This window comes from Nocardioides sp. SLBN-35, from assembly GCF_006715725.1.
GTDB lineage: Bacteria > Actinomycetota > Actinomycetes > Propionibacteriales > Nocardioidaceae > Nocardioides.
This window is the reverse complement of the sequence record NZ_VFNU01000001.1, coordinates 366,632-378,639: the sequence shown is the minus strand read 5'-3', so window position 1 is coordinate 378,639 and position 12,008 is coordinate 366,632. Positions and strand designations below refer to the sequence as shown.

General features: G+C 73.1%; 16 protein-coding genes. 8 read left to right on the top strand and 8 right to left on the bottom strand.

Going from position 1 to position 12,008, the window contains the following annotated elements; genetic code table 11:
* Both FBY23_RS01870 and FBY23_RS01865 read right to left on the bottom strand, forming a co-directional pair.
* Window positions 1-1,239: an MFS transporter gene (locus FBY23_RS01870; protein ID WP_260805690.1), complete on the bottom strand. Its 1,239-nt coding sequence runs from the start codon at window positions 1,237-1,239 to the stop codon at window positions 1-3.
* Between the two features lie 2 nt (window positions 1,240-1,241).
* Window positions 1,242-1,820 (bottom strand): TMEM165/GDT1 family protein, encoded by a 579-nt coding sequence (locus FBY23_RS01865; RefSeq protein ID WP_141796594.1) that lies wholly within the window; start codon window positions 1,818-1,820, stop codon window positions 1,242-1,244.
* Between the two features lie 383 nt (window positions 1,821-2,203).
* Here FBY23_RS01865 and FBY23_RS01860 point away from each other — a divergent pair, with 383 nt between their 5' ends.
* Both FBY23_RS01860 and FBY23_RS01855 read left to right on the top strand, forming a co-directional pair.
* Window positions 2,204-2,719, top strand: a complete 516-nt coding sequence (locus FBY23_RS01860) for a helix-turn-helix domain-containing protein (protein ID WP_141796593.1) — start codon at window positions 2,204-2,206, stop codon at window positions 2,717-2,719.
* Entirely contained in the window at window positions 2,716-3,291 is a 576-nt protein-coding gene (locus FBY23_RS01855; RefSeq protein ID WP_141796592.1) for a hypothetical protein, read from the top strand. The genes FBY23_RS01860 and FBY23_RS01855 overlap by 4 nt, the downstream gene beginning before the upstream one ends.
* On the opposite strand, the gene FBY23_RS01850 is transcribed toward FBY23_RS01855, so the two are convergent.
* Window positions 3,228-3,587: a metalloregulator ArsR/SmtB family transcription factor gene (locus tag FBY23_RS01850; RefSeq protein WP_141796591.1), complete on the bottom strand. Its 360-nt coding sequence runs from the start codon at window positions 3,585-3,587 to the stop codon at window positions 3,228-3,230. The two genes, FBY23_RS01855 and FBY23_RS01850, sit on opposite strands and share 64 nt — an antisense overlap.
* A 104-nt stretch (window positions 3,588-3,691) precedes the next feature.
* Between FBY23_RS01850 and FBY23_RS01845 the strand changes: the two genes are divergently transcribed.
* Complete coding sequence (locus FBY23_RS01845) at window positions 3,692-5,020, top strand: NAD(P)-binding domain-containing protein (RefSeq protein WP_141796590.1); 1,329 nt, start codon at window positions 3,692-3,694, stop codon at window positions 5,018-5,020.
* Between the two features lie 85 nt (window positions 5,021-5,105).
* Window positions 5,106-5,534, top strand: a complete 429-nt coding sequence (locus FBY23_RS01840; RefSeq protein WP_160158132.1) for an OsmC family protein — start codon at window positions 5,106-5,108, stop codon at window positions 5,532-5,534.
* 13 nt (window positions 5,535-5,547) lie between these two features.
* Here the strand turns inward: FBY23_RS01840 and FBY23_RS01835 are convergent, their stop codons facing one another.
* On the bottom strand, window positions 5,548-6,234 hold the full coding sequence (locus FBY23_RS01835) for a helix-turn-helix domain-containing protein (RefSeq protein WP_141796588.1): 687 nt from the start codon (window positions 6,232-6,234) through the stop codon (window positions 5,548-5,550).
* A 38-nt stretch (window positions 6,235-6,272) separates the two neighbouring features.
* Between FBY23_RS01835 and FBY23_RS01830 the strand changes: the two genes are divergently transcribed.
* Together FBY23_RS01830 and FBY23_RS01825 are read left to right on the top strand one after the other, a co-directional pair.
* The gene (locus FBY23_RS01830; protein ID WP_141796587.1) at window positions 6,273-6,959 is read left to right on the top strand and encodes an aquaporin; all 687 of its coding nucleotides are present in this window, start codon (window positions 6,273-6,275) and stop codon (window positions 6,957-6,959) included.
* Window positions 6,956-7,360: an arsenate reductase ArsC gene (locus FBY23_RS01825; RefSeq protein ID WP_141796586.1), complete on the top strand. Its 405-nt coding sequence runs from the start codon at window positions 6,956-6,958 to the stop codon at window positions 7,358-7,360. Before FBY23_RS01830 ends, FBY23_RS01825 begins: the two co-directional genes overlap by 4 nt.
* Window position 7,361: 1 nt before the next feature.
* Here the strand turns inward: FBY23_RS01825 and FBY23_RS01820 are convergent, their stop codons facing one another.
* Window positions 7,362-8,369 carry an enoyl-CoA hydratase/isomerase family protein gene (locus FBY23_RS01820; RefSeq protein ID WP_141796585.1) on the bottom strand — a complete coding sequence of 336 codons (1,008 nt, stop codon included), beginning with the start codon at window positions 8,367-8,369 and terminating at the stop codon, window positions 7,362-7,364.
* A gap of 33 nt (window positions 8,370-8,402) precedes the next feature.
* Here FBY23_RS01820 and FBY23_RS01815 point away from each other — a divergent pair, with 33 nt between their 5' ends.
* Window positions 8,403-9,023, top strand: coding sequence for a hypothetical protein (locus FBY23_RS01815; RefSeq protein ID WP_141796584.1), 621 nt, complete (start codon window positions 8,403-8,405; stop codon window positions 9,021-9,023).
* Between the two features lie 10 nt (window positions 9,024-9,033).
* Here the strand turns inward: FBY23_RS01815 and FBY23_RS01810 are convergent, their stop codons facing one another.
* Entirely contained in the window at window positions 9,034-10,512 is a 1,479-nt protein-coding gene (locus tag FBY23_RS01810) for a SulP family inorganic anion transporter (protein ID WP_141796583.1), read from the bottom strand.
* A gap of 68 nt (window positions 10,513-10,580) precedes the next feature.
* Here FBY23_RS01810 and FBY23_RS01805 point away from each other — a divergent pair, with 68 nt between their 5' ends.
* Window positions 10,581-10,952, top strand: coding sequence for a MerR family transcriptional regulator (locus tag FBY23_RS01805; RefSeq protein ID WP_141796582.1), 372 nt, complete (start codon window positions 10,581-10,583; stop codon window positions 10,950-10,952).
* A 9-nt stretch (window positions 10,953-10,961) separates the two neighbouring features.
* Here the strand turns inward: FBY23_RS01805 and FBY23_RS01800 are convergent, their stop codons facing one another.
* Window positions 10,962-11,408, bottom strand: coding sequence for a carboxymuconolactone decarboxylase family protein (locus tag FBY23_RS01800; protein ID WP_160158131.1), 447 nt, complete (start codon window positions 11,406-11,408; stop codon window positions 10,962-10,964).
* A 71-nt stretch (window positions 11,409-11,479) separates the two neighbouring features.
* The gene (locus FBY23_RS01795; protein WP_260806564.1) at window positions 11,480-11,959 is read right to left on the bottom strand and encodes an Rrf2 family transcriptional regulator; all 480 of its coding nucleotides are present in this window, start codon (window positions 11,957-11,959) and stop codon (window positions 11,480-11,482) included.
* Between the last annotated feature and the right edge of the window lie 49 nt (window positions 11,960-12,008).

Genomic DNA, 12,008 nt, shown 5'->3' with positions numbered 1-12,008 from the left:
TCATCTCCTCCGGGTCGTCCGCCACAGCAGCACCGCCGCGACCACCTGCAGCACGCCGATCACCACCGCGAGCAGCCTCACGTGGTGGTCGACGAGCGCGCCCGCGACGGCACCGCCGACGAGGGCACCGATGCCCTGCACGGCGGCGAACACACCGTACGCCGTCGCCCGGCGCCCGGCCGGGACCAGATCGGCGACGTACGCCTTCACAGTGGAGTCCTGCACACCGGTCGCCGCACCCCACACCACGACGCCGGCGAGCACCAGCACGAGCTGGTCGGTGAAGACGCACAGCGGCACCGCTGCGACCAGGACGGGTACGACGAGCAGGACCCGCCCGCCCCAGCGGTCGAACATCCCGCCGGTCGCCAGCGCGGCCAGCGCCTCGACACCCATCGCGAGCGCGTAGACGAGCGGGACCGCGGCCGCGGCGACCAGGCCGGCCTCGACGAAGCGGTAGGACATGACACCGAAGGTCATCAGGCCGGCGGTGGTGAGCGCCGCCGACAGCGAGAACAGGTGGAAGGTGCGCGGCAGGTCGGCGCCGACCGCGGCCGCACGGACCTCGGCCCAGGCGCTGCGCGGCTTCCCTGCGGCCGGGAGGTCGGCGGCGTCCGGGTCGGCCCGGGTCGCGATCGGCGCCCGGCGACGCAGCTGGGCGAGCAGCAACATCGCCAGCGCACCGGGGACCGCGAGCACCGCGAAGCCGGGCCACAGCAGCCCGGTGAGGGCGGCGATCCCGGCCAGCAGCAGCGGTCCGGTGAATGCGCCGACCTGGTCGAGCGCCTTGTGGACCGCGAACCCCTTCCCGCGCCCGGTCGAGGTCGCCATCCGCGCCAGGAGCGCGGACTTGGCCGGGCTGCGGACCGCCTTGCCGGTGCGCTCGAGCACGATCAGCGTCGCGGCGACCGCGAGCCCGGCGCTCCCGAGGAACGGCGTGACGGCCAGCAGCGGCACACAGACCGCGGTCATGGCGTACCCGACGACGGTCAGCCGCCAGTGCCGGTTGCTCCGGTCCGCCCACGGCCCGGTGACCAGGCGGAACATCAGTGCCACCGCCTCGCCGGCGCCGGTGACCAGGCCGACCGTCAGCGCCGACGCACCGAGGCTGCCGAGGAACGGGCCCGCCATGGCCCGCATGCCCTCGTAGACCATGTCGGCCGCGAGGCTGACCAGCCCGAACGCGAAGACGGTGCGCCAGGGCGTCCAGACGGGGCGATCCCGCAGGGTGGACCTCACCCTCAGATCCAACCAGCCCCACTGGCGATCAGCACGAGGCCGAAGAGCGCGAAGAGCGCGGCGGCGCCGTACGTGATGACCTTCTCGGGCAGCTGCCTGCCGAGGACCGCACCGACGCCGATGGCCAGCGCGTCCGCCGCGACCATGCCGAGGGTCGAGCCGAGCCAGGTGCCGAACCAGCCCTCCTGGGTGGCGAGGGTGATCGTCGCCAGCATGGTCTTGTCGCCCAGCTCGGCGAGGAAGAAGAACACGGCGACGACGAGGACGGCGCGGCCGGTGGCGCTGGCGGCCTTGCGCTCGTCGTCCTCGGTCAGCTCGTCGCCGCGCAGCGTCCACAGCGCGAAGCCGAGGAACGCGATGCCCGCGCACACCTCGATCGTGCCCTGGTAGTCGGCGAACGCGTCACCGATCGCGTAGCCGATGCCGACCGACACGAGGTGCACGACGGCGGTCGCGGCGGTCAGGCCGATCAGCACGTCGCGGGCGCGGTAGCGGGTGGCGAAGGTCATCGCCATGAGCTGGCTCTTGTCGCCGAGCTCGGCCACGAAGATCACCGCGGTGCTCAACAAGAACGCGTACATCAGGTTTCCTCTCCGGCACCCGGCCGAGGATCCCGTCGCGATGACGTGCCTTCGACCAGGCACGTCCGTTTCACAACAGGTCGCACAACTGGTCGAAAGTCTCGTCCGCCACCTTTCGGTGGCCTGCTGTGCCGGGCCCGCACGCGGTCCAGTGTGTCGACACAGCCGTTGAGGACTACTCCCCTTCGTGCCTCCAGCCTAAGGGGGCGCCGGGCCGCCCGACGAATCCGGCTCGCCGTCGGAGCCCTGTCGGAGCCCTGTCGGAGCCCTGTCAGGCGGCTGTCGGGTGGGTGGCGGGCGGGTGGCGGGTGCCTGTCGTGGTCCCCGGCCGCGCGGTCGACCACGGTTGAATCTCCACGACCGACGCACGAAAGGCGATCGAGATGAACGAACCGAGGATCCGGGACCTCCGCACCGCACGAGGCTGGAGCCAGGAGCGGCTGGCCGAGGCGAGCGGGGTCGCCGTACGCACCATCCAGCGGCTCGAGGCCGGCAACGACGCGAGCCTCGAGACGCTCTCGCTCGTCGCGACCGCGCTCGAGGTGAGTGTGCGGGACCTGTTCGCGTCGGTGGAGAGCGACCGGCTCGGCATCGCCGTCGACGGCCTCGACCAGCGCATCGCCGACGAGCGGGCCGCCCGGGCGAGGGCCGAGCGTGCCCAGCGCGGCTGGCGCTACCTGTACGTCGCGCTCGGGGTCGTCGTCACCGCCGTCGCGATCATCGCGGTCGGCTCGCCGTCGAGCTCGGGCGAGGTGATCCTGCTGGTGCCGGCGTACTGGATCGGCGGACTGCTGGCCCTGCGGTTCCTCGAGCGGTCGGTGCTCGGACCGCGCCTCGACGCCCGCTTCCCGCTGACGGCGCACGGGGCGCACGGGGCGCACGGGCAGGAGCGCTCGTGAGCGCGCGAGTACGTCGCGCCGCCGGCACGACGGTCCCCGTCGCGCTGCTCCTGTACGCCGGCTGCCGTTGGCTGGACGGCCGCGACCACCACCACGGTCCGGGGCTGTGGTGGAACCTGGGCCACGCCGCGTTCCTGGCCACGTGGGTCGGGTTCGCGATCCTCGCGGTCGCCATGGCGAGGCCGTCCCGGCCGTCCGGGCGCGCCCGCGGGGCCGGTATCGCGACCCTCGCAGGCATCGGGGCGTTCACCTGGGTGACGCTCACCGACCTGTTCCCCGGCCTGCCCGACCTGCCGGACCCGCTCCGCCTCGTCGGCCCGCTGCTCTTCCTCGGCGGGCTCGTCACGCTGCTCGCCGTCACGGCCCGAGCGCAGCAGCACCGCCGGTGGTGGGCGTTCCCGCTCCTGGCCCTCGCCGCGACGCTGACTGTCTCGGCGAACCTGGACCTGCTGCCCGTCTCCGCCGTGCTGTTCGGCGCGGCGCTCCTGCCGGCCTGGCGCTACCGTCGTCAGGCGCCGACCGGCGCCAACGCGCCCGCCAAGGAGCGCAGCGCTTCGGGCGCGACGCGGTAGTAGGCCCAGCGACCGCGCTGCTCGCGGGTGGCCAGGCCCGCGTCGACCAGCAGCTTCATGTGGTGGGACACGGTCGGCTGGCTCAGCCCGACCGGCTCGGTCATGTCGCAGATGCATGCCTCCCCGTCGGGGGCGGCCGCGATCAGCGACAGCAGCTTGACCCGGGTCGGGTCACCGAGCGCCTTGAACATCCGCGCGAGCGTCGCGGCGGCCTCGTCGCTGACGCGCCCCCCGGTGACCGGGGAGCAGCAGGCCGCGAGGTCGTCGGGCTGGAGGACCGGCAGCGATGAGGTCATGGCTCCATTCTGCATCACCCATTGACATCTGTCGATGAATGCCTAGAGTGATCCCATCGAAGAACATCGATGGACCATCGATGGAACAGGATCGAGGAGTGACGATGAACGAGCTGCCCGTCGTGGTGATCGGCGCCGGCCCCCAGGGCCTGGCGGCCGCGGCCCACCTGCTGGAGCGCGGCCTGGAGCCACTGGTGCTGGAGGCGGGCGCCGGCCCGGCTGCGGCGGTCGCCGAGTGGGGTCACGTGCGGCTGTTCTCCGCGTGGCCCGAGCTCGTCGACGCCGCCTCGGCACGACTGCTCGCACCGACGGGATGGACGGCGCCGAGCACGGGCTACCCCACCGGCGCGCAGTGGATCGAGGGCTACCTCGCCCCGCTTGCAGCAGCACTCGGCGACCGGGTGCGGTACGACGCCCGGGTCACCGGCGTCTCCCGCAAGGGCCGCGACCGGCTGGTCGACGCCGACCGGGACGCGCAGCCGTTCACCGTCCACGTCACCGACGCGACGGGCCACGAGTCCCGTCTCGAGGCCCGCGCGGTGATCGACGCGTCCGGCACCTGGCGGCTGCCCAACCCCGCCGGCGCGGACGGCATCCCCGCCCTGGGCGAGCGGGCCGCCGCGGACCTGCTGACCTCGGCCGTGCCGGACCGCGCCCACCCCGAGCGGTACGCCGGCCGGCACACCGTCGTCATCGGGTCCGGCGACTCGGCCTTCAACGCGATCCACGAGCTGGTCCAGATCGCCGAGGCGCACCCGGGCACCCGGATCACCTGGGCGATCCGGCGCGCGGTCGGCACCGGCACCTTCGGCGGCGGCGCCGCCGACCAGCTCCCCGAGCGCGGCGCCCTCGGCCAGCGAGCCCGGCGTGCCGTCGAGTCCGGAGCGGTCGAGCTCGTCACCGGCTTCCGGACAGCCGAGATCAGGACGCAGGACGGGCAGGCCATCGTCCTCGCCGAGGACGGCCGCGCCCTGCCGCCGGCCGGTGCGGTCGTCGTACTGACCGGCTTCCGCCCCGACCTGTCCTTCCTGTCCGAGATGCGCCTGGACCTCGACCCCACCCTGGAGGCCCCGCGCCGGATCGCGGCCGAGATCGACCCCAACATCCACTCCTGTGGTTCGGTGCAGGCGACCGGCGCCGCCGACCTCGCCCAGCCCGAGTCCGGCCTCTACCTGGTCGGCATGAAGTCCTACGGGCGGGCGCCGACCTTCCTCGCCCTGACCGGCTACGAGCAGGTCCGCAGCGTCGTCGCGGCGATCGCGGGCGACCACGAGGCGGCCGCGCGGGTCGAGCTGGTGCTGCCCGACACCGGGGTGTGCGGCGGCGCCGGGGTGTTCGACGACCCGGCGAGCGCGGGCGGCGGCTGCTGCGCCCCGGCCGCCCCGGCCCCGGTCGAGCTGCTCGAGATCGGCCGGGCTCCGGCCGGCGCCTGAGCGGAGCGCTCCTCGCCATGGGTACTGCCCGGCGCAGGACCGAGGTCCCTACCGCCACGGCGGTCCGGCGAGGAGCCTGACCTGTGTGAGCGCACCGACCGAGTACCACGTCCACGCGACGACGAACACCGACCGGGCCCGCGTCACCGTGGGCGGCACCGACCTCACGGTCGACGCGAGCTGGCCTCCCGGCGAGCCCGGCACGCCCGGACCGGCCGAGCTGCTGGCCGCGGCCTTCGCGACCTGCCTGCTGAAGAACCTCGCCCGCTGTCGCGAGCTCGTCGGGTTCGGGTACGACGAGGCGGAGGTCGAGGTGACCGCCCGGCGCCAGGACGCGCCGCCCAGGTTCGTCGAGGTGCGCTACCGGCTCCGCATCGTCACCGACGAGCCCACACGCCGGGTGGACCTCGTGCACCAGAACCTGCGGAAGTTCGGGACGGTCTACAACACGCTCGCCGCCGTGTGCGACGTGGATGGCACGGTCGAGGCCGTCGGCGCGCCGGCCTCGATCTGAGCCCGCCGCGCGGTCAGGACGGCCGCGCCAGGAGCGGTACGAGGACCTCGACCCGGCGGGCGAGCTCGTCGTGCGCGAGGTCGAACGCGGCCCGGGTGCCCGCGGCCACGGGGTCGGGGACCGACCAGTGCAGCGCGGCGTCGGTGCCGAGCTCCTCGTGGGCGAGGTCGCAGACGGTGACGAGGAGGTCCTCGCCACCGGTCGGCGTACCGATGGCGGAGAGGTGCTGGGGCGCGACGTCGGGCAGGTCGAGGTGGTGGCGGCGAGCGGCCGCGCGCGCACCGGCGGCGACCCGGGTCGCGGGCCGGGTGCCGGCCGAGGTCACCGGGATCGCGCTGGCGCGGCGCCACAGGGCGGCGGCGAGGTGGGAGCGGGCGGTGTTGGCCGTGCAGACGAACACGACACGTCCCGGGCGGGCGAGCGACGGCCTCGGCGCGGGTACGACCGTCCCGGGGACCAGGCGCCAGTAGCTGCGGCGGCCGTCGCCCTCGGAGCGGTGGCGGGTCACGACCCCGGCGCCCTCGAGCACCTTGAGGTGGTGGGCGAGCAGGTTGGAGGGCGTGCCGAGGCGCACGGAGAGCTCCGACGACGCGGCGTCGCCGACGCTCAGCAGGTCGACGACCCGGAGCCGAGTCGGGTCGGCGAGCGCGGCGTGGACCGCGACCCGGCGATCCAGATCGAGACTTTGCTCAATGTTCATTGTCTCAAGTTTGACTGAGTGATCTCGCCGCGGTCAAGATGTGCGACGTGAACCTCCCCCCTCTGGCCCGCCGCGCCCTCGCCGAGCTGCTCGGTACGGCGTTCCTGGTCGCGGCCGTGATCGGCTCCGGGATCGCCGCCACCCGCCTCTCCCCCGGCGACACCGGCCTCCAGCTGCTGGAGAACAGCCTCGCCACCGGCGCCGCCCTGGTCGCGCTGATCATCGCGTTCCAGCCGGTGTCGGCGTCGTTCAACCCGGTCGTGACCCTGGTCGAACGCGCTCTGGGCCGGATCGGCACCGCCGACGCGGCGGCGCTCGTCGGCGCCCAGCTGGTCGGCGGCTGCCTCGGCGCGGTCGCGGCCAATCTCATGTTCGACCTCGACGCGGTCGACATCTCCGGCCACACCCGCGACGGCGGCGGCGTGCTGCTCGCCGAGGCGGTCGCCACGTTCGGCCTGGTCCTCGTGGTGTTCGGGGCGCTGCGCTCGGACCGGATCGAGACGGTCGCGTACGCCGTCGGCGGCTACATCGCGGCGGCGTACTGGTTCACCAGCTCCACCAGTTTCGCCAACCCGGCCGTGACGATCGCGCGGACCCTGTCCGACACCTTCGCGGGCATCGCGCCGTCGTCGGTGCCGGCGTTCGTGCTGCTCCAGGTCGTCGGTGGCGCCCTCGCCGCGCTCGCCCTCCACGTCCTCCACCCCGCTACCGAGGAGTCCCGATGACCGCCACCGTCCCACCGACCGTGCTGTTCGTCTGCGTCCACAACGCCGGTCGCTCGCAGATGGCCGCCGGCTTCCTGCAGCACCTCGCCGGCGACCGCATCGAGGTGCTGTCCGCCGGGTCCCAGCCGGCCGACCAGGTCAACCCGGTCGCCGTCGCGGCGATGGCCGAGGAGGGCATCGACATCGCGGCCGAGCAGCCGAAGGTGCTCACCGAGTCCGCTGTCCGCGAGGCCGACGTGGTGATCACCATGGGCTGCGGCGACGAGTGCCCGTTCTTCCCCGGCAAGCGCTACGAGGACTGGGTCCTCGACGACCCGGCCGGCCAGGGCATCGACGCCGTCCGCCCGATCCGCGACGAGATCCGGCGCCGGGTCGAGGCGCTGGTCGCGGAGCTGGTCTGACTCAGTCGGGCACCGGGCTCGACCACACCGGCGCGTGGTCCTTGTCGACCAGCACCGACCGCACGCCTTCGACGAAGTCGGCGCTGCGGATCATCTCCGCCGCGGTCACCAGCTCGGCCTGCAGGCACTCCTCGAGCGTGCGGCCGCGGCCCTCGACGAGCAGCCGGTCGGTGATCGCCAGGCTGTACGGCGACGCCGCCTCCAGCGCCGCGAGCGTCTGCGCCGCCCAGGCCGACGTCGCCCCACCGTCCCCGACCAGCCGCGCCAGCCGCTCGGAGATGCCGGCGAGGTCGGGCGAGCTGAACACCCACTCCAGCTCGGGCCGCACCGGTGCCAGCGACCCGGCCGGTCCCGGGGAGGAGGGTGCCAGCTCGCGCAGCAGCTGCTCGAGCGGGCCGTCGTACGCGGCGATCAGGTCGGGAAGGCGGGCCAGGTCCGCGGCCGAGCAGGCGTGGGTGGCGAGGCCGAGGGCGAGGGCGTCCGCCGCGCCGATGCGCGCACCGGTCAGGCCGAGGTAGCGGCCGGTGTGGCCGGGGAGGCGGGGCAGGAAGTGGGAGCCGCCGACGTCGGGGAAGAAGCCGATCTTGGTCTCCGGCATCGCGAAGGAGGCCTGCGGCGAGACCACGACGAAGGTGCCGTGCACCGACAGACCCATCCCGCCGCCCATGCAGATGCCGCCGACCAGCGCCACGACGGGGACCGGATAGCTGCCGAGCAGCGCGTTGACGGCGTACTCCGTCTCGAAGAAGCGCATGCTCTCGTCGTGCCGCTCGGCCAGCGAGTTCTCGCGGACCCTGCGGATGTCGCCCCCGGCGCAGAACGCGCGGTCCGAGGCACTCTCCACGACGACGGCGCGCAGCCCGGCGTCACGCCACTCCTCGAGCGCGGCGTGGATCCGCTCGACCATCCCGAGGGTGATCGCGTTGAGCGCCCGCGGGCGGTCCAGCACGATCCGGCCCACCGGCCCGAGGCGTTCGATGCGTACGTCGTCAGTGTCGCCCTGCTGCACGTCCTCGAGTCTCCCAGTGGGAGGCTGGACCCTGTGAACGGGGAGCAGCTGGCGGACTGGCTCGAGGGGCTCGGCCTCGCCGACCACCTGGCCGCGGCCGGGCTGCCGACCTTCGAGCGCGACCTCGGTGGCGTCGTGCGCTGGCACGACCCGGCCACCGGCGCTCCACTGAGCGCGGAGCAGCTCACCGACCTCGACCGCATGCTGCACCAGGACGGCGACGACCCGGCGCACGCCGTACCCCTGGCGTTGGTGCAGCTGCGCCTCCAGGCCCAGGTACGCAGCAGCCTGCTGGCCTCGCCGACCCACACCTACGCGAGCCTCGCCGAGGTGCGCGGGGTGTCGGAGAACGCTGCCCGGTTCGCCGTGCACAAGGCGGCTGAGCGCAGGGCCCTGCTCGTGGTTCCCCACGACGGCGCCGTGCTGGTGCCGGCGTTCCAGCTGGCCGGCGACGGCGAGCTGCGGCCCGAGCTGGCGGCCGTCCTCGAGCCGCTGCTCGCCTCGACGATGGACCCGTGGCAGGTGTGGGCATGGCTCACCCAGCCCGCCGGGCTGCTCGGCGGACAGGTCCCCCACGAAGCCGCGCGGGACGACGACGAGGTCGCCATCGTGCGGCACGCCGCGGTCCGCCTCGCCGAGCGCGCGAAGGCCTGACCCGCTCCGGTCAGTGGCCCGCGAGGTGCCCGGTCAGACGATCGTGGAACGCCGCGCTCACGTCGTTCAGGCCCTCGATCTCGACCACCGTGCCCTTCCGGGCGTACTTGGTGCTCACGGCGTCGAGGGCGGCAACGGTCGAGGCGTCCCACACGTGGGAGCCCGACAGGTCGATGACGACCCGGTCGGGGTCCTCCGCGTACGCGAACTGGGAGTAGAGATCGTTGCTGGAGGCGAAGAAGAGCTCGCCGCTCACCCGGTAGCGGGCGGTCGCGGTGCCGTCGGCCGACTCGACGAGCTCGCGCTCCACGCTCACCAGGTGCGCGACCCGCCGGGCGAAGAGCACCATCGCGACCAGCACACCGACGACGACACCGATCGCCAGGTTGTGCGTCGCGACCGTGACCACGACGGTCGCCAGCATGACGGCAGTCTCGGACCTCGGCATCCGGCGCAGCATCCGCAGCGAGTGCCAGTCGAAGGTGCCGACCGACACCATCACCATGACGGCGACCAGGGCCGCCATCGGGATCAAGGCGACCACGTCGCCGAAGCCGACGACCAGCACCAGCAGGAACACGCCGGCGAGGAAGGTCGACAGCCGGGTGCGGGCGCCGGAGACCTTCACGTTGATCATGGTCTGGCCGATCATCGCGCAGCCGCCCATGCCGCCGAAGAAGCCGGTGATCACGTTGGCCGCGCCCTGGCCCAGGGCCTCGCGGGTCTTGTCGGAGTGGGTGTCGGTGATGTCGTCGACGAGCTTCGCGGTGAGCAACGACTCGAGGAGACCCACGACGGCCATGGCGAGGGCGTACGGCGCGACGATGCGCAACGTCTCCACCGTGAAGGGGACGTCGGGGACGAACCAGGCGGGCAGGCTGTCGGGGAGGCGTCCCTCGTCCCCGACGTCCGGCACGTCGACCGCTGCCACCAGCGTGAAGGCGGTCAACGCCACGATCGCCACGAGGGGCGCCGGGACGACGGAGCTGATCCGCGGGAAGCCCACGATGACGGCGATCCCCACGGCCGTGAGCGGGTAGACCGCCCAGGGCACGTCGACGAGGTGGTCGAGCTGCGCTTCGAAGATGAGGATCGCCAGGGCGTTGACGAAGCCGACCATCACCGAGCGCGGGATGAACCTCATCAGGCGCGCCACGCCCAGGCCGGCGAGCACGAGCTGGAGCACGCCACCGAGCAGGACCGTGGCGATCAGGTAGTCGTAGCCGTGGTCGCGCATCACCGGGGCGATCACCAGCGCCACGGCTCCGGTCGCGGCCGAGATCATGGCCGGGCGGCCGCCGAGGAAGGAGATCGCGACCGCCATCGTGAAGGACGCGAACAGCCCGATCCGCGGATCGACGCCCGCGATGATGGAGAACGAGATCGCCTCCGGGATCAGGGCCAGCGCCACGACGAGACCGGCGAGCACCTCGGTGCGCAGCAGCCGCGGCGACCGGAGCGCGGCACGGACGGACGGGGAGTCACTCACGGTCGCCGGACTCTACTCTCACGTTACGTGAGAGTTGGCATCGTGGGACCGTGCGGGAGGATCGGCGCATGATGCAGATCGGCGAGGTCGCCACGCGGACCGAGCTCTCGCTGCGCAGCCTGCGCCACTGGGACGAGGTCGGGCTGCTCCGCCCGTCGGGCAGGTCCGAGGGCGGCTTCCGGCTCTACACCGAGGACGACGTCGAGAAGATCTTCGTGATCCGGCGGATGAAGCCGCTCGGCTTCACGCTCGACGAGATGAGCGCCGCGATGCGCGACCTCGAGGTCCTGCGCGACCCGGGTGCCGCCGGCCGTCACGACGCCGCCCGCGCGCGCCTGGACGCGGTCCTCGCCGACGCCACCGCGCGCCGCGCCCGCCTGGAGACGCAGCTCGCGATGGCCGACGAGTTCCTCGACCAGCTCGCCCGGCAGCTCGGCTGAGCTCGAACCTCACTCCGGGGCGAGCGATCCCTCCGGCTGCAGGTGGGTGGTGATGCCGGACATGTTCCAGGTGTTGATGGTGCCCACGGCCACGATCAGGTCGGCCCGCCGCTCCTCGCCGAGCAGCCGGCCGGCCTCGGCCCACAGCTCGTCGTCGACCGCGTCGATGCCGCCGGTGAGCCGCTCGGTGAAGGCGAGGGCCACCCGCTCGGTCTCGTCGAAGAACGGGCTCTCCTGCCAGGCGGCGACGCCGTGGAGCTTGCGGCTCGGCGTACCGCGGCGCTCGAGGTCGCTGGCGTGCATGTCGACGCAGTACGCGCAGCCGTTGAGCTGCGAGGCGCGCAGCTTGACCAGGTCGTAGAGCACCGGGCCCAGCGACTTCTTCAGCCGGTTGTCGAGGGCGAGCAGCGCCTGGAAGGTCTCCGGGGACGCCTCGTGGGTGCGGGTGCGGGTCATTGGTGTTCCTTTCATGGATATCTATTGTCCAGTTCTGGGCAGGAGCGAACGGCGCTCAGCCTGGATCAGGCTCAGGTACGGGCGAAGTGCCGCCGGGCGTCGGCTGCGACGCTGCGCGGCGTCGCGGCCGCGAGGTCGAGGACCGAGGTGGCGGCCAGCTCGCGGCGCCAGACGAGCTCGGCACCGCGCATGGCATGGGCGATGCCGCAGGGCTTGACGAACTCACGAGCAGGACGGTCCTGGTTCATCCCGCGCTGCCGGATCTCGGTGCAGGCGAACGCGTCGTCGGGGCCCTCGATCGCCGCGACCACGTCCATCAGGGTGATCCGGTCGGCCGGCCGGGCCAGCCGGACGCCGCCGTTCTTGCCGGGCACCGACTCGGTGATGCCGGCCCGGGTCAGGGCCTGCACCTGCTTGACAAGGTACGGCGCCGGCAGCTCGTAGGCCTCCGCGAGCCGCGCGACCGGGACGGGCGCGGGACGTCCCTCGTCGCCCTGGAGCCAGTGCAGCAGCACGCAGACGTGGGCGGCCCACTCGACGCCCTCGTTCATCCGCACGACCGTGCCTCCTTTATCTGGATACAGAATATCCATGTATCGG